This window comes from Burkholderia sp. Ac-20379 (genome assembly GCF_017104645.1).
GTDB lineage: Bacteria > Pseudomonadota > Gammaproteobacteria > Burkholderiales > Burkholderiaceae > Burkholderia.
The window spans coordinates 19,640-39,491 of sequence record NZ_JAAGPF010000032.1 but is presented as its reverse complement, the minus strand read 5'-3'; the positions used below and the strand labels follow the sequence as shown (position 1 = coordinate 39,491).

Below are 19,852 nucleotides of genomic sequence, written 5' to 3'. Positions count from 1 at the left end.
TGGGGCATGACCGCGCGCCGCGGCCGACCCCTCGCGCGCCTGGCCGCGCCCTTGCGTCGGCCCCGCACCGGACGTCTTGCCCTGGCGCGACTGCCGCCGCACGGCGCCGAGCCGTTGCAGCGTGGCCGAGCCCGTCGCCTGCTGGCTCGCCGCGCCGGTGGGCGATGGCGGCGCGCCGGCATGCCCGTTGCCGGGGCCGGTCGTCGGGGTGGACGGCCGGTCGATCCTGGTCGAATTGTTCAGCGAGTTGAGGGGCATCGGGCGTGATTCCGGTAAGGAGCCGGACGGCCTGGCCCGGCCGATGCGTCGCGTGCGAGGCGATCGGGGCGGAGCGCGGCGGTCCGGCGTCTTGCGGCGAGACAGGTTCGGTAACCTGACACGTTTAACCCGGCCGCCCGCCGCGCGCCGGGCGAAAGCCGAACGGCGATCGCGAAACCCGAAGTTTCGCGATCGTCCGGCGCGCCTCGCCCGCCTGCCCGATCCCGCCCCGAAACCTCAGGCCGCGCCGGTCGTCATCGGCAGCGTCTTCACGCCGCGCAGCGTGTTGCGGTGACGCCATTCGAGCGCGTCCAGGTTCACTGGCTGCAGATGCGGGAAGCGTGCGAGCAGCGCGCCGATCGCGATCTCCATTTCCATCTGCGCGAGCCGCGCGCCGAGGCAGTAATGGATGCCGCCCGCGAACACCGGCGCGGCCTTCGCGTTCGCGCGCCGGATGTCGAAGCGGTCCGGCTCGGGGAACACGGCCGGATCGCGGTTCGCCGAGCCGAGCAGCATGAACACCATCGTGCCGCGCGGCAGGATCTGGCCGGCCACCTCGATGTCGTCGAAGCTGGCGCGCACCGTCAGCTGCACCGAGCTGTCGTAGCGCAGGCATTCGGCGATCGCCGACGGCAGCAGCGCCGGATCGGCGCGCAACTCGGCCAGGCTTTCCGGGTGCCGGAACAGCGCGATCATCGCGTTGCCGAGCGCGTTCGAGGTGGTTTCGTGGCCGGCGATGAACAGCAGCATGACGTTGGCGATCACTTCCTTCTCGGCGAAGGTTTCGCCTTCGTCCTCCACGCTCAGCAGCGCCGAGATCAGATCGTCGCCGGGCTGGCCGCGGCGCGCCGCGATCACGCCTTCGAAATAGCGTTCGAGCGCGAGCGCGCCCTCGTTGGCTTCGTCGAGCATCGCCGCGTCGAGCGGCGCCAGCTCGAACGCGGCGGCCATGCAACTGGCCGCGTGGCCGAGCCGCGTGCCGTCGTCGAACGGGATGTCGAGCAGGCGGCAGATGATGTTCAGCGGCAGCGGCTGCGCGAAATCGGCCACGAAATCGAACGCGGGCTTCGCGGCGATCGCGTCGAGCAGTTCGTGCGTCGAGACCTCGACGATCTCGCGCAGGCTCTCCACCTGCCGCGCGTTGAACGCCTTCATCAGCAGCGTGCGCAGGCGCGTGTGGCTCGGCGGATTCATCATCAGGAACATCCGGCTCAGCATCTGGAACACCGGCATGCCGGCCTTCTCGTCGCCGTAGCGCACGCGCACGCTTTCCAGATAGGTGCGGCCGGCGCGGCGCTCGCGCAGCAACGTGTCGATCACGGCGAAATCGCCGGTCACGCGCGCGTTCGGCGCGATCTCGAGCAGCGGGCCCTTGGCGCGCAGTTGCGCGTAGAGCGGATACGGATCGGCGAAGAACGCCGGCGACGAGAACATCGAGAAATTCATGGGATGGGCAGGCGCACAGTGGGGAACGGTGCTTTCTATAACACCGAATCGGGCCGATTCATTCCATCGGCGCGTCAATTTTCGTGCGGCGGGCCGGGGCTTCGCGCGGCGCGGGCGGAACGACGGCGCGGGGGCGGGGAGAGGTCGGGCGGTGTGTGGGGCAATCGAAAGCGTTCGAGCGGCCGGCGTCGGCTTATTCCTTGACCGACCAGCTCGCGCCGCCGTGGCTGTCGCGCACGAACGCGTCGATGGCGTGTTCGACGGGGTCGTCGCCGGCGCGCGCGACCCACGCCAGCTCGAAGCGGCGGCAGATCGCGCCGGTGGCCGCGTGGCATTGCGTGCCGGTCAGCCGGGTGCGGCAGCGCAGGCCCGCGAGCCGGTCGAGCATGGCGCGCGTGCGCGGCGTGTCGCCCGCCGTGCCGCGCGTCTCGTCGATCGAGAGCCACGCATGACGCCGATGCGGCAGGCGCTGTTCGAGCGGCTTCAAGCCGGCCAGCACGCCGAAGCCCAGCACGGTGCCGAGCGCGGCCAGCCCGAGTTGGCCGCCGCCCGCGCACAGCCCGATCATGGTCACGAACCAGAGCGTGGCGGCGGTGGTGAGGCCGGTCACGAACCCGCCGCGGCGCAGGATCGCGCCCGCACCGATGAAGCCCATGCCCGACAGGATGCCGAGCGGCAGGCGCATCAGGTCGAGCACGGCGAACGACTGCGCGGCCTTGCCTGTTTGCGCGAGCAGCGCGTTGACCTGCAGCATCGCCAGACACGCGGTCAGGCACACCAGCACGGTGGTGCGCAGGCCGGCGGCCTTGCCCGATTCGCCGCGATTCAAGCCGATCAGCAGGCCCGCGACGAGACAGACGGCGAGCCGGGCGGCAATATCGGCGGGCGCGAGTACGAGCGGCATCGGGTGCATGGGCGAAGGACGTGTCGAAGAGGATCCCGATCCTCACGCAATGCGCATACCCATCGCGGCGCGCGATGCTGCGCCCACGAAAAAAGGGCGCCGCGCAAGACGACGCCCATCGAACGCCTCGCTGTCGGAACGAGGCGGCGGCAGCGCCGGGGCGCCGCCGGAGAGACTAGTTCGGCCCGCGCGGGTTGCGCACCGGCGAGCGCAGGCCCAGTTCCTCGGCGAAGCTGCGCGCGCGCGAGGCGAGCGTGCCCTGGCCCTGATCTTCGTAATGGCGCACCACCTGCGCTTCCCACACCGCGTCGGCGGAGGTGAGCCAGCCGTTCAGATCGAGTTGCGGCGCGCTGCGCACGGTGGCGGCCGGCGCCGCGATCATCAGCGTGGCGGCCTCGGTGTCGAGCGTCACGTAATCCCACGGCACCGCCGCGAGCTGGCGAACGTGCACGTGCTCCGTGACCGGCGCGAGCGCCACCAGCGCGTAGGCGATGCGGCCGGTGCGCAGGTCGAGAATCGCGTCGCTGACATGGCCGATCGCTTCGCCGTCGGCGGTGCGCGCGATGGTGCCGTCGAGCAGATGGGCGAGCGCGGAGCCGCGGTGGGCGAAGCGTGCGTCGGGATGCACGGCGTCGCGTTCGGGTTCGGGACCAAGGGGAGTCATGCGGGCCTCCTGTTCGAATGAAACATGACGGGTGGATGGGATTGCCTGCGGCAGGGCTGGGGCCGCGTCAGCGCGGCTGCGAGACGTAGTCGAGCGTTTCGCCGATCGCGCTGCGTTCCGCCACGCCGCAGCGCGTGGCCACGTCGCTGATCGACACCATGCCGATCAGCCGCAGATCGGGCGAGATCACCGGCATGCGGCGCATTTGCGTGGACGCCATGCGCTGCAGCACGACGTCGACGGCTTCGTGCTCGCGGCAGGTTGCGATCGGCACCGACGTCACTTCGCGCACGCTCGCGCCGCCGTCCTTGCCGGAGGCCAGCGCACGCGTGACGAGATCGCGGTCGGTCACCATGCCGACGACGCGCGGGCCGTCGCACACGGGCAGCGCGCCCACGTCGTGTTTCGCCATCAGTTGCGCGGCGTGATGGATCGTGTCGGTCGGCGCGACGTGCACGATGTCCTGCGACATGATCTGGCTGATGCGTTGCATCGCGGTCTCCTTGTCGGACTTGCGAACGTTCAGAGAATGCAAGGGCCGTGCCGAGCGCGCAAAAGCGCTTGCGGCGCGGCCGGTGCGTGACGACGGGCCGCGACTGCCCATGGCGGCGCGACCGATTTACAAACGGCGGTGTAAGGATTGCGCGCGGGCGGCGATGCCGGGGCGGGGTATTTCGGATACCGCATGATGGAAAACCGTTGGGTATGCCGAATGTTTTCGCGTTTCGGCGCTTTTGGCGCGAAACTTGCGCGCCTGGATGCCGGGTGATCGGGCACTGTCGCGAAATGATGCGCGGCGCGCGGCATCGATCGTTTCTCTGGTGCGAACGATCGTATAAAGATGCCGATCGGGCATTGATTTTCACAATGTGTTTCGTTCACCCAAATAGGAATAACTGATCGCATGGCGCGCCGCGATCTGCTTTCCTTGAGGCTGTGTTTGCTCTTTCACCGATCGCGCCCCCGGCGCGACGCCCATTTGTCCGCACTGCCTGCCCCACTGGCTTTCCTTCGAGCGTTGATGCCTGCCGCGTCGTCGTGCCGGCCAGCCGGGCCATGCGGTGACCGGACAAGGAGACTTCATGCCCCGTCTGCTCATCGTCGACGACGATGCCGACACCCGTGAAATGCTCGTTGCGCTCGCGCAGACGCGCGAGTTGCCATGCGACGCCGCGGCCTCGCTCGGCGAGGCGCGCTCGCGCATGCTGACCCAGCGCTACGACCTCGTGCTGTGCGATCTCGTCCTGCCCGACGGCAACGGCATCGAGCTGTTCGACGATTTCCCCCGGCAGGACAAGCCGTGCGAGCTGGTGTTCGCCACCGGCCACGCCACGCTCGACACCGCGATCAACGCGATGCGCCAGGGCGCGTCCGATTACCTGATCAAGCCGTTCAACATGGCGCGCCTCGATACGCTGTTCAAGCGCGTCGCGCATGTGGCCACGCGGCTCGACGAAGTGGAGGCGATGCGCGCCGAGCTGGAACGCGCCGGCCGCTTCGGCCGCCTGCTCGGCAATTCGCCGGCGATGCGCACCATGTACGACGCGCTCGCGCGCGTGGCCGCCACCGAGGCGTCGGTGCTGCTGACCGGCGAATCGGGCACCGGCAAGGAGCTGGCCGCGCAGACGATCCACGAACTGAGCTACCGCAGCCGCGGCCCGTTCGTTGCCGTCAATTGCGGCGCGATTCCGGCCAACCTGGTCGAGAGCGAGATGTTCGGCCACGATCGCGGCAGCTTCACGGGCGCCGATCGTCAACACAAGGGCTTCTTCGAGCGTGCGCACGGCGGCACGCTGTTCCTCGACGAAATCACGGAAATGCCGGTGGAATTGCAGGTCAAGCTGTTGCGCGTGCTCGAAACGGGGCAGGTGATGCGGCTCGGCTCGTCGCGCGAGACGCCGGTGGACGTGCGCATCGTGGCGGCCACCAATCGCGATCCGTCGGGCGCGGTGACCGCCGGCACGCTGCGCGCCGATCTCTATCACCGCATCAACGTGTTCCCGCTCGCGATGCCGCCGCTGCGCGAGCGCGGCGACGACATCGTGCTGCTGGCCGACGCGTTTCTCGAGAAGCTCAACCTCGACAGCGGGCGCGAGATGGCGTTCGGCGCCGATGCGAAGGCCGCGCTGATGCACTACGCGTGGCCGGGCAACGTGCGCGAGCTGCGCAACTTCGTGCAGCGCGCCTGCATCTTCAGCGACGGCGCGCGGATCGACACGCTGCCGCCGCCCGTCATGAACGCGGGCGGCGAACCGGGCGACGGCGAGGTCACGGCGCAGGCCCGCGAGATTCTCGGCGAAGGCCTGCGCACCGTGCACGACGGCATGGCCGAGACGCAGCGCGGCGGCGGGCGCAACTGAGCCCGCCCGCGCCGCGCCGGTTCAGGGCTGGGCCGGCGCGCCTTCGCCGGCGCGCGCCAGATACGCGTTGACGATCTCGGGCAGGTGCTGTTCGAGCCAGTGCGCCATCGCGATTTCCTCCGGCAGAATCCGCTCGCACACGGTCAGCGTGGCCGCGTCGCCCGCCGAGCGCGCGGTGGCGATCAGCGTGCGATACGCGGCAACCTGGAAGTTCTCGAACGCGAAGCACGAGATCGCGTTCTTGACCGGTTCGTCCGACGAGAACATCGCCGTGAACGCCTGCAGCGCGGCCAGGCTGCGCGCGCCGAAATCCCTGAGCGCCGAGACATCGCTGCCGCGCCGTCCCACGCATTCGCGAATCATGCGGGCGTGCTCCTGCGTTTCGCGCAGATGCTGCTCGATGCGGGCCTTCAACGCCGGATAGCGTTCGAGCCGCCGCGCCATCGCGGCCAGCATCGTGCCGGCCTGTTCTTCCATCGCGTGCGCATCGCGCAGCCATTCGTCCAGATGCTCGTCCACCGAGCGTTTCGTGTGGGTCATGTCGGACTCCCGTCGAGTGAGGTTCATTTCAGCGAAGCGTGCCGGCAAGCGCGGCGTGGCGGGAACGGCCGGTCGGAAAGGGATCGAACATGAAAACGCCTCCGGAAAAGCGCCGAGCGCGCCACGCATGACCTCGCGCAAGCGCCGGGCCTGACGGCGGCGCGCGGCGCACGCGTGCTCTGGCCGGTGCTTTTTGCAATCGATTGTCAAAGTCTCCGGGCGGGGCGTGCGGCGGCCGCCGCGCGTGTGCCGTCGGCGTGGGCATGGCCGATGCATGCCTTCGGGCATGGCTGCGTGCGGATGCTGCCGATGCATGCGCGGCACCCGGCGACGCCGACAGCTTGGGAGACAACGATGAAGACCGACCCGACCCGCAACACCGGCCATCCGCCCCACGATGTGCACTACGAAGTGAATGTGTGCGGCGGCACGTTCGATTCGGTGCGCGACCGTTTTCGCGCCTGGCAGCACGAGCCGCTGATCGTCCGGCCGCAACGCACGATGTTCGAGAACAAGGACGGCGTGAAGCGCCTCGACGACGACACCGTGTTCGACCTTCCCGAAGCCGCGCAGCAGGCCTTGCGCCGCGCCTGCACGCCGGGCGACCGCTATGCGTTGGCCGCGCCGGTGGTGGACGACGGGCGCGCGCTGTGGCTCGTGATGGCCGCCTACGTTGCGTGAACCGCCCATTTCAAGGAGCGCCGATGACCGCCTGCCCATTGCCGCGAGGCCACCGCCTGCACGGCCCCGAACCCGGTATTCCCGAGATCCCCGAAACCGATCCCGAGCCGTCGCCCGACCCCGGCAGGCAGCCCGAGGAGGTGCCGCCGCCGGTGCGCGAGCCGGACGGCGACCCGGTGCCGCCGGTGCGGGGCTCGGCCTGACGTCTTGAGGCATCGAGGCCGCGCCTTTCGATCCTCTCGCGCAGCTTACGCGGCGCGCGACGCGCCCCCGCTTGTTTCGCGACACCGTTCAGGATTGCGAGCGTTTCGTTCTGCGTAGCGGTTGCGCCGGTACCGATCGCCGCTGCCGCGCCGCCCGATGCGCGGCAAAAACTGCCGGGCGGATTTGCCGCCCGCGGCAGGGCCGCCTGCGCGCCCGCCGGTCACTTCGACCGCTTCCCGCTGAACCCGCAAACGCACGCCCGGCGCGGCATCCGGAGCTTCCCTTACGCCCCCATATTTTCGATTTTTTTATATTTTTTTCTCCCGATCATGTCGTCCGATAGAAAGCTTCTTTGCAGAAGGCCATCGTTTTCCTTTCGAGCGGATGTGCATGATGAACCTCTCCCAACTCAAAGTTTCGATCTGCGTTCCCACCTACCGGCGCGCCCATCTGATCGGCCAGTGCATCGATTCCTGCCTGGCGCAGACACATCGCAACATCGAGATCGTGATCGGCGACGATTCCCCCGACGACAGCACGGAGCGCATGATTCGCCGCCGCTACGGCGAGGATCCGCGCATCCGCTACGCGCGCAACGAGCCGGGGCTGGGGCAGGCGCACAACGTCACGAACCTGTTCCAGCGCGCGACGGGCGACAAGATCCTGCTGATCCACGACGACGATTTCCTGCTCGAGTCCGGCGTGGCGCGGCTGCTGGGCGAATGGGCGCGTTACCCCGATCTCGATGCGGCGTTCGGCAACCAATACGTGGTCGATCACGACGGCCGCATCAATCGCGCGGCCACGCGCCGGCTCAACCAGATGTTCCATCGCTCGCGCGCCACGGCGGGCCTGCAGGCGCCGCCGGGGCGCGTCGGCCTCGTGCAGATGTTTCCGAACAACGGCTGGCTCGCCAATGCCGAGCTGGTCAAGCGGATCGGTTATGAGGATACCTACGGGTCCTGCTGCGATTACGTGTTCAACACGCGGCTGTGCCTCGCGGCGCGGCGCATCAGCTTCGTCGATGCGTTCGTGTCGTGCTATCGCGAAACCGATGCGTCGATCTCGCAGGCCACGCGCCACACGATGCGCTCGGCCTCGCTGATGGCCTGGCATTTCGTCAACGAACTGGATCTGCCGCCCGATCTCGAGCCGGCGCGGCGGCTGGCGTTGCGCCGGCTGGTGCCGATCGTGGTGTCGCTGTACGCGCGCAATCACGAACCGCGCGCGAGCCTGGAGCTCGCGCTGCGCAACCTCTATGCGTATCGGTTCGGCTTCAGCCCGCGGCTCTATTACCACCTGCTGATGATGTGGCGCGGGCGGCACGCGCCGGTCGCGGCGAGCCTGCGCTGACGGCGCGGCGCACGCAAGAAAACGCCGGCCCGCAGGCCGGCGTCGTGGCGCAGGAAGGGGTGCCCGCGAGGCGTCAGGCGAGGCGCGTCTTCAGTTCGTGGGCCATCTGCTTCATCGCGGCGCGCGTGGGCGCATCGTTGGCCAGGGCGTTCAGCAGACCGAAATCGTGGATGGTGCCCTTGTACTGCGTGGCCGTGACTTCGTTGCCGGCCAGGTCGAGGCGGTGGCCGTAGGCTTCGCCTTCGTCGCGCAGCACGTCGAACTGGGCCGTCTGGATCAGCGCGGGCGGCAGGCCCTTCAACGCGTCGAGCGGGGCGCGCAGCGGCGAGGCGTAATACTCGTTGCGTTGCGCTTCGTCGGTCGTGTAGGCGTCCCAGAACCACTGCATCATCGCGCGGCTCAGGAAATAGCCGGCCGGGTAGGCTTCATACGAGCCGTTGCCGAAGTCGTGATCGGTGACGGGCCACATCAGGCCCTGGAAGCGGATCGCCGGCCCCTGCTGGTGCTTCGCCATCAGGCTGATCGATGCGGCCATGTTGCCGCCCACGCTGTTGCCCACCACCGCCAGGCGGCTGCCGTCCACGCCGATCTCGGCGCCGTGCGCGGCCACCCACTTGGTTGCCGCGTACGCCTGATTGATGGCCACCGGGTAGTGTGCTTCCGGCGACGGCGTGTAGTTGACGAACACCGCTGCCGCGCCCGATTGCACGACCAGATCGCGCACCAGGCGTTCGTGCGTCGGGTAGTCGCCGAGGATCCAGCCGCCGCCGTGGAAGAACATGAACACCGGCAGCACGCCGTTGGCCGCTTGCGGCTTGACGATCGTCAGCGGCACGGTGATGCCGTCGTGGGTGATCGTGCGTTGCGTGACGTCGATGCCCGACACGTCCACGGCCACGCTGCGTTGCGCGCCCACCAGCACCTCGCGCGCGGCTTCGGGCGACAGCGTTTCGAGGCCCGGGCCGGTGTTCTGGTTCAACACGTTCAGCAGTGCGGTGGTGGCGGCGTTCGGGGTTGCGGCGGTGGCTTGCGTGCTCATGTTCATTGCTCCATTCGGTGGTTGTCTGGTGCCCGGAGAAGGCGGGCTGTCGATGGAATGGAGAATACGGAGCGCGCCGGTTTTCGGAAATAGAAGTGTTCGAAACCCATCGTTTCACTATTGCAACGATCGCCGGCGGGGTCGTTATTTCGGCCAGCGCCAGGACGGCTCGCTCAGGTGCTCGGCGAAGTAGTCGGACAGCGCGCTGACCTTGGCCGGCCGCGCGCGCGCCGACGGCGTGACGAAGTAGAGGCCGCCCCTGGTAAGCGACCAATCCGTAAGCACCGCTTCGAGCCGGCCGTCGGCCAGATATTCGCCTGCAATGAATTCGGGCAGCTCGGCGAGCGCCATGCCGTCGAGCAGCATCGGCAGCAGCGCATCGGAGTTCGTCACGCGCAGCGGGCCGTTCGGCATCACCGGCTCTTCCTCGCCGGCCTCGTTGGTGAAGCGCCAGACATCGCTGCGCGCGCGATACGCGTACGACATGCAGGGCCGCTCGAGCAGGTCGCGCGGATGCATCGGCCGCCCCTCGCGCTTCAGATAGGCCGGCGACGCCACCACGTATTGGGTGACCGCGCACAGCCGCCGCGCCACCAGCGACGAATCGGGCAGCGCGGCAATGCGCAGCGCGGCGTCGAAACCGTCGGCCACCAGGTCGACGGTCGAATCGGCCAGATGCAGATCCACCGACACTTCGGGAAACTGACGAAAGAAGCCGGGCAGCAGCGGCGCGACCCAGCGCAGCCCGAACGACATCGGCACCGCGAGCCGCACGAGCCCGCGCGGCTGCACCGACAGTTCGCGCGCCGCGCCCTCGGCCGCCTCGGCCAGCCGGTAGATGTCCCCCGCGCGCTCGCATAGCGTGCGGCCGAACTCCGTCAGCGCGAGCTGGCGCGACGTGCGGTTGAACACGCGTGCGCCGAGCCGGTCCTCCAGGCGCGCCACGCCGCGCGACACCGTGGCCACCGATACGCCCATCGCCCGCGCGGCGGCGGCGAACGAGCCTTCCTCCGCCACCTTGGCGAACATCGCGAGTCCTTCGAAATCAGGCAGTTTCGACATGAGCGTCCATCATTTCAATTTTGCAACGTTGGTTTGCGATCCATTCTATTTCGGAAAGTCCGGGCCGTCGATAAGCTTCATCCATCGCAGCACACAACCCGCCGCGAACGCCGCCAACCGGTGGCGTCAACCGAATCGACCGAACTCTGGAGAAACATCATGGCACGCAAGCTCGACAACAAAATCGCTCTCGTCACCGGCGCAACCAGCGGCATCGGCCTGGCCACCGCGCAGCGTTTCGCCGCCGAAGGCGCGCACGTCTACCTGACCGGCCGCCGCCAGGCCGAACTCGATGCGGCCGTCGCCTCGATCCGCGAAGCGGGCGGCGCGGCCACCGGCCTGCGCGTCGATTCCACGCAGTTCGACCAGCTCGACGCGCTGTACGGCCAGATCCGCGAAGCGCATGGCCGCCTCGACGTGCTGTTCGCCAATGCCGGCGGCGGCTCGATGCTGCCGCTCGGCGAGATCACCGAAGCGCACTTCGACGAGACGTTCGACCGCAACGTGAAGGCCGTGCTGTTCACGGTGCAGAAGGCACTGCCGCTGCTGGCCGACGGCGCGTCGGTGATCCTGACCGGCTCGACGGCCGGCAGCGCGGGCACCGCGGCGTTCAGCGTGTACTCGGCCTCGAAGGCGGCGGTGCGTGCGTTCGCCCGCAGCTGGATTCTCGATCTGAAGCCGCGCCGCATCCGCGTCAACACGATCAGCCCCGGCGCGACGCGCACCCCCGGCCTGCTCGACCTGGCCGGCGACGACGCCGCGCAACGTCAGGGCCTGGCCGATTACCTCGCGGCGCAGATCCCGCTGGAACGCCTCGGCGAGCCGGAAGAAATCGCCAGCGCGGCGCTGTTCCTGGCCTCCGACGACGCGAGCTTCGTGAACGGCGCCGAACTGTTCGTGGACGGCGGCCAGCAACAGATCTGACCACCGGGGCCGGGCGCGCGCCACGCGTTGCCCGGCCATTCAGGAATGCGAACCATCATGATCGAACATCGACCCTTCGACGCGCTCGGCGCGATCTCGCGCGACTGGCTTTCCGCGCGGCTGCATTTTCGTCATGGCGAGCTCGGGCGGCCCGAACATGGGCCGCTCGGGCCGCTGCATGTCTGGAACGACGACGCGTTCGCGCCGCATTCGGGCTTCGGCCTGCACCCGCATCGCAACGTCGAAATCGTGACCTGGGTGCGCTCGGGCGCGATCACGCACGAGGACGACGCCGGCAATCGGGCGCGGCTGGTTGCGGATTCGGTGCAGGCGATGCATGCGGGCACCACGATCTATCACGCCGAGCGCAACGCGGACGACGTGCCGGCGCGGCTGTTCCAGATCTGGCTGCATCCGCGCACGCCCGGCGGCGCGCCGCACTGGGCGACCCGGCATTGTTCGCCGGAATGCCGCGAAGGGCGCTTCGTCACGCTGGCGAGCGGCGATCCGCAGGATGTCAGCGCGGGGGCGCTGCCCATCGACGCGGATGCGCGCGTGCGCATTGCGATGCTGCGCGAAAGCACGGTCCTGCAATGCGCGCTGACGGCGCCCGGCTGGGCTTACCTCGTGACCGACCACGGGCGGCTCGACGTCGGGCCGGTCGTGCTTGGGCCTCGCGACGGTGCGGCCATCCGCGACGAACGGCAACTGACGTTGACCGCGCTGGACGACACGGATGTCGTGATCGTCGAATCCTTGCGGTGACCTGGCATGTTCGCTCACCTGAATATCGCCCTTGCGGCGCTGTACGGGGCGGCCGCGCTGCTGGTGTTGTCGGTGGCGTCAAGCGGCGTAACCGTGGCCGTGGCGTGGCTATGCGTCGTGGTCGACCTGCTCGGCGTTCTGATCTCGCCGATCGATCCGGCGGCGTCGGCTTCGATCGCGCGCTTCGGCGTGAGCCTGGGCGCGTTGATCGCGGTGTCGATCCTCGCGGTTCGCAATCTGGGCATGCATGCGAAGTTGCGCCGCCACGTCGATCTGCTGAACCTCGCGCACGATGCCGTGATCGTGTACGGCCTCGACGATCGGATCGCGTTCTGGAGCCACGGCGCGGAGCGCCTCTATGGCTGGCGCGCCGATGAAGCCGTTGGCCAGACGCTGCAGGCGCTCATGCGCACGCGCGGCGGCGTTGCCGATGCGGAGATCCGCCGGCAGGTGATCGAGGTCGGCCATTGGCACGGCGAGCTGGAACGCGTGCGGCACGACGGCGCCGTGCTGCGCGTGTCTAGCCGCTTGGTGCTCGCGCGCGATCGCTGGGGGCGGCCCGACGCGATGCTCGGGGCCGACGACGACGTGACCGACACGCGCCGCATGGAGGGCGAATTGCGTCAACAGAAGGACGCGCTGCTGGCGACGCTCGACCGCTCGCGCAGCGAGCTGGCGCATATCACGCGGCTGTCGATGCTCGGCGAGATGGCGGCGTCGATCGCGCACGAAGTGACGCAGCCGCTCGCGGCGATCGTCACCACCGGCGAGGCCGGGCTGCGCTGGCTGAACCGCGAGCCGCCCGAACTCGGCGAAGTGCGCGCGTCGATCGAGCAGAGCACGCGCGACGCGAAGCGCGCCACGGAAGTGATCCGGCGGATTCGCGCGCTGGCCGGGAAGCGCGATGCGGAGGCGGCGCTGGTGGACGTCAATGCGATCGTCGAGGAATCCGTCGAGCTTGTGCGGCGGGAAATGCGCAGCCAGGGCGTCGAGCTGCAGGTGTCGCTCGCGGCCGCGCCGCTCGTGGTGTTCGGCGACCGCGTGCAGCTTCAGCAGGTGGTGATCAATCTGCTGATGAACGCCATGCAGGCGATGTCGGGCGGGCCCGGCGGCATGCCGTTGAGCGTGGCCGCCGCGCGTATCGACGGCGTGGCGCGGGTGCGGATCGACGATGCCGGCCACGGCATCAGCGCGGCCGACGCGAAGCTGCTGTTCACGCCGTTCTTCACCACGCGCAAGGACGGCATGGGGATGGGGTTGTCGATCTGCCGCTCGATCGTGGAGGCGCACGGCGGCCATATCTGGGCCGAAAGCGCGGCAGGCCAGGGCGCGCGCATGCAGTTCACGCTGCCGCTCGCGCAGAAGCCGATGCCGCGCGCCTGAGCGCCGATGCGCAGGCGAAGGTGAGCTTTTTCGGGAGCGCCGACGCGCCGGAAAATATTGCAACGCGGGAGGCTGCCCGTATCATGGCACCCGGCCGGGCGGCATCCCGATGCGATGCGGATGGCCCGAGTGGCGGCGTTCAGGATGCCGCTCGATTTCGTTGCGCTTTCAAGTCCCGGAATGCTGCATGGTCAAGAAAACATCCCAAGAACAACGGCGCGAATTGGGCGCGTTCCTCACGAGCCGGCGGGCGAGACTGCAACCGAAGGCGTTCGGCCTGCCGGAAGGGCCGCGCCGCACGCCCGGCTTGCGGCGCGAGGAGGTCGCGGTGCTGGCGGGCGTCAGCGTCAGCTGGTACACGTGGCTGGAGCAGGGGCGCGATATTCAGCCGTCGGTGGAGGCGCTGGAGCGCATCGCCAAGGTGCTGAAACTCGATCGCGTCGAATCCTCGCATCTTTTTGCGCTGTCCACGCGCGAGGCGCCGGCCGCCGCGTCGTCCGGCGATGCGGAAGTGAGCGCCGGGCTCGAGCAGTTGGTGCGCGCCATCAACCCGATCCCGGCCTATGTCCGGAACGCGCGCCTCGATATCCTCGCGTGGAACGATGCGATCGCCGATCTGTTCGTCGATTACGGCTCGTTGAAACCGCACGAGCGCAATACGTTGTGGCTGCTCTTTCTGTATCAGCCCTATCGCACCTTGATTCTCGACTGGGAACAGATGGCGCGCGGCATGATCTCGGCGTTTCGCGCCGCACGGGCGCGCGCCACCGACAAGGCGCGATTCGATCAGCTCGTCGACGCGTTGTCGAACGAGAGCCCGGAGTTTCGCGACTGGTGGAAAGACATCGACGTGAAGGGCTTCGACGAAGGCAGCAAGCGGCTCCGGCATCCCACCGCCGGCCATATGTCGTTCACCTACGTCGCCTTGACGCCGGAAGGGCGCCCGGACCTCTCGCTGGTCACCTACATCCCCAGGATCGCTGCCTATGACCCGCAGTCATAGGATCACAACACGCCTTCTTCGCTGAATCGCGCCTCCCTACACTGGCCTTCATCGCAGCACCGAACGCTGCTCAACGAAGGTCATGGAGGTCGTCGATGTCAGTTTCCGCCACGCAGCCGAACCCGCACGCATCCGCTGTCGCCGTCTCGCGCAACCCCGCCACCGGCGAATGGATCGAAAGCTACCCGTTCCAGGCGCCGGATGAAGTCGAGCGCATCCTCGACGAGAGCGCCGCCGCGTTTCGTCTCTGGCGCGCCACCCCGATGCGCGAGCGTGTGGCCGCCTACGGCCGGCTGGCCGCCGAATTGCGCGGCCGGCGCGACACGTTCGCGGCCCTGATCACGGCCGAGATGGGCAAGACGCTCGCCGCCGCCCGCGCGGAAATCGAAAAATGCGCGAGCACCCTCGACTGGATCGCCGAGAACGGCCCCGCGATCCTCGCGGACGAGCCGGTCGCCGTCGACGGCGACGATCTGGTTCACGTGTCCTATCTGCCGATCGGCACGATCCTCGCTGTGATGCCCTGGAATTTTCCGTTCTGGCAGGTGATTCGCGCCTCGGGGCCGATCATGCTGTCCGGCAACGGCTTCCTGCTCAAGCACGCGCCGAACGTGATGGGCTGCGCCTATGCGCTCCAGGCGGCCTACGAGGCGGCCGGCTTCCCGAAGGGCCTGTTCGCCAACCTGAACACCGACAACGACACGGTGGCCCGCGCGATCCGCGACGACCGCATCGCGGCCGTCACGCTGACCGGCAGCATGCGCGCCGGCGCCGCGGTGGCGGCCACCGCGGGGCAGGCGCTGAAGAAGAGCCTGCTCGAACTGGGCGGCGCGGATGCGTTCATCGTGCTGGCCGACGCGAACCTCGACCTGGCCGTGCAGGCCGCCATCGAGGCCCGCTTCCAGAACGCCGGGCAAGTGTGTCTGGCCGCCAAGCGCTTCATTCTCGAAAAGCCGATTGCCGAGGCGTTCACGCGCAAGTTCGTGGCGGCCGCGCAGCGCTTGGTGGTTGGCGACCCGCTGAACCCGGCGAGCGCGATCGGCCCGATGGCCCGCGCCGATCTGCGCGACGAACTGCATGGCCAGGTCGAGCGGACGATCGCCGCCGGCGCGACGCTTCTGCTCGGCGGCGCGAAGCTCGACGGCGCCGGCAACTTCTACGCGCCCACCGTGCTGGCGAACGTGATGCCCGGCATGGCCGCGTTCGACGAGGAGACGTTCGGCCCGGTGGCCGCGCTCACCGTGGCCGAGAACGCGGAGGACGCGATCGATCTGGCCAACGCGAGCGACTACGGGCTGGGCGGCAGCCTGTGGACGCAGGACGTCGCACGCGCCCAGCGCATCGCGCGCCGCCTGGAAACGGGCGGGGTGTTCATCAACGGCTTCTCCGCGTCGAACGCGCGGATTCCGGTCGGCGGCGTGAAAAAGAGCGGGTACGGCCGCGAGCTGTCGCACTTCGGCCTGCGTGAGTTCACCAATGCCCAGGCCGTCTGGGCCAAGACCGTCAACTGAGCCCGTCGCCCGGCCCCCAACCCTGAAACCCGAACCCTGAAGCGAGTCCACATCATGTCCCATTCCACCACCAGCCCCGTCCTGCAACCGGTGACGATCGGCGGCCTGTCGCTCAAGAACCGTATCGTGATGGCGCCGATGACGCGCAGCCGCTCGGACGACGCCGGCGTGCCGCCCGCCTACGCCGCCGACTATTACGCGCAGCGCGCCAACGCCGGCCTGATCATCACCGAGGCCACCAATATCTCGGCGCAGGCGCGCGGCTATCCGCGCACGCCCGGTATCTGGACCGAAGCCCAGATCGCCGCCTGGCAGCGCGTGACCGACGCCGTGCATCGCCAGGACGGCAAGATCTTCCTGCAGCTGTGGCACACGGGGCGCATGTCGCACCCCGACATGCACGATGGCGGCCTGCCGGTGGCGCCGTCCGCCATCAAGCCGGCGGGCCAGATCCGCGTGCACGACGGCATGAAGGATTTCGTGACGCCGCGCGCGCTCGAGACGAACGAGATCCCGCCGATCGTCGACGATTACCGGCGCGCCGCGGAAAACGCGAAGCGGGCGGGCTTCGACGGCGTGGAAGTGCACGCGGCGAACAACTACCTGCTGGAGCAGTTCATTCGAGACAGCACCAATCGCCGCACCGACGCCTATGGCGGCTCGCTCGAGAACCGCCTGCGCTTTCCGCTCGACGTGGTGCGCGCCGTGGTGGACGTATGGGGCGCGAAGCGGGTCGGCATCCGCATCTCGCCCGTCACGACCGCGCCCGGCGATACGCCGCTCGACAGCAATTCGGCCGATACGTTCGGCACCTTTGTCGATGCGCTGTCGCAACTGGGCCTGCTCTACATCCACGATATCGAAGGCGTCACGCAATTGAGCCGCGAGGCGTCCGACGGCATCAGCTTCACCGCGTTGCGCAAGCGCTTCGACGGCGTCTACATCGCGAACAACCAGTACACGCTGAGCCTGGCGGAAACCACGCTGGCCGCCGGCGACGCGGATCTGTTCAGCATCGGCCGGCCGTTCATCGCGAATCCGGATCTGGTTGGCCGGCTGGCCACAGGTGCGCCGCTCGCGGAAGCGCCGAAGCAGTACTGGTACGGCGGCGACGCGACGGGATACGCCGATTGGCCCGCGATGAACGGCTGAGCACGGTATCGGGCTTCTCAAGGGCGCCCGAATCGCGGAACACGGCGGGAAAGGGCGTGTGCGCCTCGCGAATCCGACCGGGTTCGCAAGCGGGGCCGCGATGCGCGCCGGCGTCGCGACGATCCGGGCGTCGGTCGCGCATGCGACGCCGCAACGCTGACGAGGTCTGCCCGATCGACGCCGGGGCGCGGGAGGGCCGACGGATCGTCCCGCCGGCGTTTCAGGGCGCGCTCGATGCGTGAGCCGCGCCCTCGCGCATCACGACGGCGGCGTCAGATCCGCCAGCCCCATCTGCTCGAGGAAGGCGGCCTGCTTCTCGCGATACACGGCGTCGATCGCCTCGGTGCCCTTGTGCTGGCCGTCGATCGTCACGCGCAGTGGCCGCTGCCCGCGCGGCATCGCCAGCACCGCGACGGCCGCCTCGCCCACGGCGGACACGTCGAGCGGGCCGCCGTGGGCCGCATCGATCGCCTCCAGCCGCGCGCCGAGCGTGGCGGCGCGGCCCGGCAGCGCACCGTATTGCTGCTCGATCGCGGCGTAGGCGGGCAGGTTCGCATCGGCAAAATGTTCGGTACCCGAAGTAAAGGCGCCGGGCACGAGGATCGTGCTGTCGATGCCCGAGGGCCGCACTTCCATCGCCATGACCTCGGCCAGCGCGTCGCCGGCCGCCTTGCTGGCGATGTACGGGCCGAGGAACGGCTCGTGCAGCCGCGCGGTGGTGCTGCCGACGTACATCAGCAGCCCGTGCCCCTGCCGCCGCATCGCCGGCAGCGCCGCGCGGTTGACGCGCAGCCACGACAGCGCATTGGTGTCGACGATGCGCGCCACCTGTTCCACCGAGAACGCCTCGGTCAGGCCCGTCATCAACATGCCGGCGTTGTTGACCACCACGTCGAGACGCCCGTGCGCCGCGAGAATCCGGTCGACGGCCGCGCGGCAGCCGGTTTCCGACAATACATCCAGCTCGATGACGTGCAGCGCGAGCGGTTCGTCCTCGGCGATCCGCCGCAGCGCATCGCCGCGCGCCCGGTTCTTGCCGAGCGGGTCGCGCATGCTGGCATGCACGATATGCCCGGCCCGCGCCAGCGACAGGGCGATCGCCCTGCCGATGCCGGAACCGGCGCCCGTCACCAGCACCACCTGTTGCGTGTCGTGTGTCATGGCGCGGTTCCCCGTTCAGTGGCGCGTGCGGATCAGCACCTTGCCGCGCGCGTGGCCGGTGGCCAGCTTGTCGAGCGCGGCGCGCGTGTCGTCCAGCGTGAAGATCGAATCGGTCACGACCTGCAACTGCCCGGCCGAGAACTGGCGCGCGGCTTCCGCGAGGAACGGCGTGGCGCTCGAGAAGAACACCGCTTCGCCGATCATCCCGCCGCGCGATTCGATGCCGAATTCCAGCAGCGTCGCAATCCGGCCGCCGGTGCGCAGCACCTGCCACGACTGGGCCAGCGTGTCGCCGCCGAGCGTGTCGAGCACGAGATCGACGTCGCGCAGCGCCGAGACATCCTGCGTGCGGTAGTCGATCACTTCGTCCGCGCCGAGGCTCTCGACCAGCTCGGCGTTGCGCGCCGACGCGGTGGCGATCACGTAGGCGCCGGCCAGATGCGCCTGCTGCACGGCCATGCTGCCCACGCCGCCCGCGCCGGCATGAATCAGCACGCGCTGCCCGCGTTGCAGGCGGCCCGTGTCGAACAGCGCCTGCCGCGCCGTGCCGAACGCGGTGGGCAGCGCGGCGGCCTGCTCGAAGCTCATGCTGGCCGGGATCGCGTGCAGGTCGGCCGCCGCGATCGTGATGCGCTGGGCGAATGCGCCGCCGCGGCTGGGCGCGCTGCGGCCGAACACGCGGTCGCCCGCTTGCAGGCTGGCGACGTTCAGGCCGACCGATTCCACGACGCCGCTGAAATCGGTGCCCGGCACGTACGGAAATTCGATCGGAAACACCGGTTGCAGGTAGCCGGCCAGGATCTTCAGGTCGAGCGGGTTCGCGCTGGCGGCCTCGATGCGCACGACGACTTCGTCGTGGCCCGGCTCGCGCGGCGCGGTGTCGCCGATGACGACGACATCGGGGCTGCCGAAAGTGGTGACGATGGCTGCTTTCATGATGCGGTTCCTCGTGGTGCCGGTCGATCAGGACTGCTGGGGAAATTGGCCGAGCTGAAGGAACAGGCCGAACCAGTCCTCCATGTGCCAGGTGGTGGTCACGCGCTGGCCGTCGAGCTCGTGGAATTCGTGCAGGCGGAAGCTGACCGGCTTGCCGGTGGCCGGAATGCCGAACAGCTCGCCCTGGTGCGTGCCGGTGATTTCGGCGCGCACGCCGATCTTGCCGGGCACCTGGATCATGTCGTGGATCACGATCTTCACGTCCGGGAACGCTTCGCCGAAGCTGCGGATGATCGGCTTGATGCCTTCGGGGCCGGCGCCCTGGCCCGGGGCCAGCGGGATGTCGTCCCACTCGGGGGCCAGCACGGCGTCGACGAGGTCGGGGTTCTTCTCGCTGAACGCGCGGTACAGCGTTTCCACGGCGCGGCGTTCGGCGCTCAGGCGGTCGGACAGGGCGAGGTCGTTGGCGTTGGCAGTCATGGTGGGTCTCGTTTCGCTTCAGGGTT

The 19,852-nt window shown here is 68.9% G+C and carries 21 protein-coding genes; 10 read left to right on the top strand and 11 right to left on the bottom strand.

What is annotated here, in order from left to right; genetic code table 11:
- The 5 genes from G3N92_RS06965 to G3N92_RS06945 all read right to left on the bottom strand — a co-directional run.
- Positions 1-258, bottom strand: a 258-nt coding sequence (locus G3N92_RS06965; RefSeq protein WP_206126726.1) for a hypothetical protein, incomplete at its 3' end; no start/stop codon positions are given.
- A gap of 237 nt (positions 259-495) precedes the next feature.
- Positions 496-1,704: a cytochrome P450 gene (locus tag G3N92_RS06960; protein WP_206126725.1), complete on the bottom strand. Its 1,209-nt coding sequence runs from the start codon at positions 1,702-1,704 to the stop codon at positions 496-498.
- A gap of 193 nt (positions 1,705-1,897) precedes the next feature.
- A complete protein-coding gene (locus G3N92_RS06955) occupies positions 1,898-2,617 on the bottom strand; it encodes an MgtC/SapB family protein (protein ID WP_206126724.1) in 720 nt (239 codons plus the stop codon).
- 166 nt (positions 2,618-2,783) lie between these two features.
- Complete coding sequence (locus G3N92_RS06950) at positions 2,784-3,272, bottom strand: PRC-barrel domain-containing protein (protein ID WP_206126723.1); 489 nt, start codon at positions 3,270-3,272, stop codon at positions 2,784-2,786.
- A 67-nt stretch (positions 3,273-3,339) separates the two neighbouring features.
- Positions 3,340-3,765 (bottom strand): CBS domain-containing protein, encoded by a 426-nt coding sequence (locus G3N92_RS06945; protein WP_206126722.1) that lies wholly within the window; start codon positions 3,763-3,765, stop codon positions 3,340-3,342.
- 589 nt (positions 3,766-4,354) lie between these two features.
- Here G3N92_RS06945 and G3N92_RS06940 point away from each other — a divergent pair.
- Positions 4,355-5,632, top strand: a complete 1,278-nt coding sequence (locus tag G3N92_RS06940) for a sigma-54 dependent transcriptional regulator (protein WP_206126721.1) — start codon at positions 4,355-4,357, stop codon at positions 5,630-5,632.
- Positions 5,633-5,653: 21 nt separating this feature from the next.
- On the opposite strand, the gene G3N92_RS06935 is transcribed toward G3N92_RS06940, so the two are convergent.
- The gene (locus G3N92_RS06935; RefSeq protein ID WP_206126720.1) at positions 5,654-6,172 is read right to left on the bottom strand and encodes a ferritin-like domain-containing protein; all 519 of its coding nucleotides are present in this window, start codon (positions 6,170-6,172) and stop codon (positions 5,654-5,656) included.
- 354 nt (positions 6,173-6,526) lie between these two features.
- Here G3N92_RS06935 and G3N92_RS06930 point away from each other — a divergent pair, with 354 nt between their 5' ends.
- The 3 genes from G3N92_RS06930 to G3N92_RS06920 all read left to right on the top strand — a co-directional run bounded on the left by G3N92_RS06930 (position 6,527) and on the right by G3N92_RS06920 (position 8,410).
- A complete protein-coding gene (locus tag G3N92_RS06930; RefSeq protein WP_206126719.1) occupies positions 6,527-6,853 on the top strand; it encodes a hypothetical protein in 327 nt (108 codons plus the stop codon).
- A gap of 23 nt (positions 6,854-6,876) precedes the next feature.
- Positions 6,877-7,056, top strand: a complete 180-nt coding sequence (locus tag G3N92_RS06925) for a hypothetical protein (RefSeq protein WP_206126718.1) — start codon at positions 6,877-6,879, stop codon at positions 7,054-7,056.
- A 391-nt stretch (positions 7,057-7,447) separates the two neighbouring features.
- Positions 7,448-8,410 carry a glycosyltransferase family 2 protein gene (locus tag G3N92_RS06920; protein WP_241014628.1) on the top strand — a complete coding sequence of 321 codons (963 nt, stop codon included), beginning with the start codon at positions 7,448-7,450 and terminating at the stop codon, positions 8,408-8,410.
- Between the two features lie 73 nt (positions 8,411-8,483).
- On the opposite strand, the gene G3N92_RS06915 is transcribed toward G3N92_RS06920, so the two are convergent.
- Both G3N92_RS06915 and G3N92_RS06910 read right to left on the bottom strand, forming a co-directional pair.
- Positions 8,484-9,449: an alpha/beta hydrolase gene (locus G3N92_RS06915; protein ID WP_206126717.1), complete on the bottom strand. Its 966-nt coding sequence runs from the start codon at positions 9,447-9,449 to the stop codon at positions 8,484-8,486.
- 144 nt (positions 9,450-9,593) lie between these two features.
- Entirely contained in the window at positions 9,594-10,511 is a 918-nt protein-coding gene (locus G3N92_RS06910; protein ID WP_206126716.1) for a LysR family transcriptional regulator, read from the bottom strand.
- Positions 10,512-10,670: 159 nt separating this feature from the next.
- Here G3N92_RS06910 and G3N92_RS06905 point away from each other — a divergent pair, with 159 nt between their 5' ends.
- The 6 genes from G3N92_RS06905 (at position 10,671) to G3N92_RS06880 (ending at position 17,249) form a co-directional block, all read left to right on the top strand.
- Positions 10,671-11,435 carry a glucose 1-dehydrogenase gene (locus G3N92_RS06905; protein WP_206126715.1) on the top strand — a complete coding sequence of 255 codons (765 nt, stop codon included), beginning with the start codon at positions 10,671-10,673 and terminating at the stop codon, positions 11,433-11,435.
- Between the two features lie 57 nt (positions 11,436-11,492).
- On the top strand, positions 11,493-12,200 hold the full coding sequence (locus tag G3N92_RS06900; RefSeq protein WP_206126714.1) for a pirin family protein: 708 nt from the start codon (positions 11,493-11,495) through the stop codon (positions 12,198-12,200).
- A gap of 6 nt (positions 12,201-12,206) precedes the next feature.
- On the top strand, positions 12,207-13,583 hold the full coding sequence (locus tag G3N92_RS06895) for an ATP-binding protein (RefSeq protein WP_206126713.1): 1,377 nt from the start codon (positions 12,207-12,209) through the stop codon (positions 13,581-13,583).
- A gap of 223 nt (positions 13,584-13,806) precedes the next feature.
- Complete coding sequence (locus tag G3N92_RS06890) at positions 13,807-14,586, top strand: helix-turn-helix transcriptional regulator (RefSeq protein WP_241014627.1); 780 nt, start codon at positions 13,807-13,809, stop codon at positions 14,584-14,586.
- Between the two features lie 95 nt (positions 14,587-14,681).
- Complete coding sequence (locus tag G3N92_RS06885; RefSeq protein WP_206126711.1) at positions 14,682-16,097, top strand: NAD-dependent succinate-semialdehyde dehydrogenase; 1,416 nt, start codon at positions 14,682-14,684, stop codon at positions 16,095-16,097.
- Positions 16,098-16,151: 54 nt separating this feature from the next.
- Positions 16,152-17,249, top strand: coding sequence for an alkene reductase (locus G3N92_RS06880; protein WP_206126710.1), 1,098 nt, complete (start codon positions 16,152-16,154; stop codon positions 17,247-17,249).
- Between the two features lie 258 nt (positions 17,250-17,507).
- On the opposite strand, the gene G3N92_RS06875 is transcribed toward G3N92_RS06880, so the two are convergent.
- Genes G3N92_RS06875 through G3N92_RS06865 form a run of 3 tightly spaced genes read right to left on the bottom strand, consistent with a single transcriptional unit; the run spans position 17,508 to position 19,826 of the window.
- Positions 17,508-18,410, bottom strand: coding sequence for an SDR family NAD(P)-dependent oxidoreductase (locus G3N92_RS06875; RefSeq protein WP_206126709.1), 903 nt, complete (start codon positions 18,408-18,410; stop codon positions 17,508-17,510).
- Between the two features lie 15 nt (positions 18,411-18,425).
- Positions 18,426-19,346, bottom strand: a complete 921-nt coding sequence (locus tag G3N92_RS06870; protein WP_206126708.1) for an NADP-dependent oxidoreductase — start codon at positions 19,344-19,346, stop codon at positions 18,426-18,428.
- 27 nt (positions 19,347-19,373) lie between these two features.
- Positions 19,374-19,826, bottom strand: coding sequence for an ester cyclase (locus G3N92_RS06865; protein WP_206126707.1), 453 nt, complete (start codon positions 19,824-19,826; stop codon positions 19,374-19,376).
- Positions 19,827-19,852: the final 26 nt, after the last annotated feature.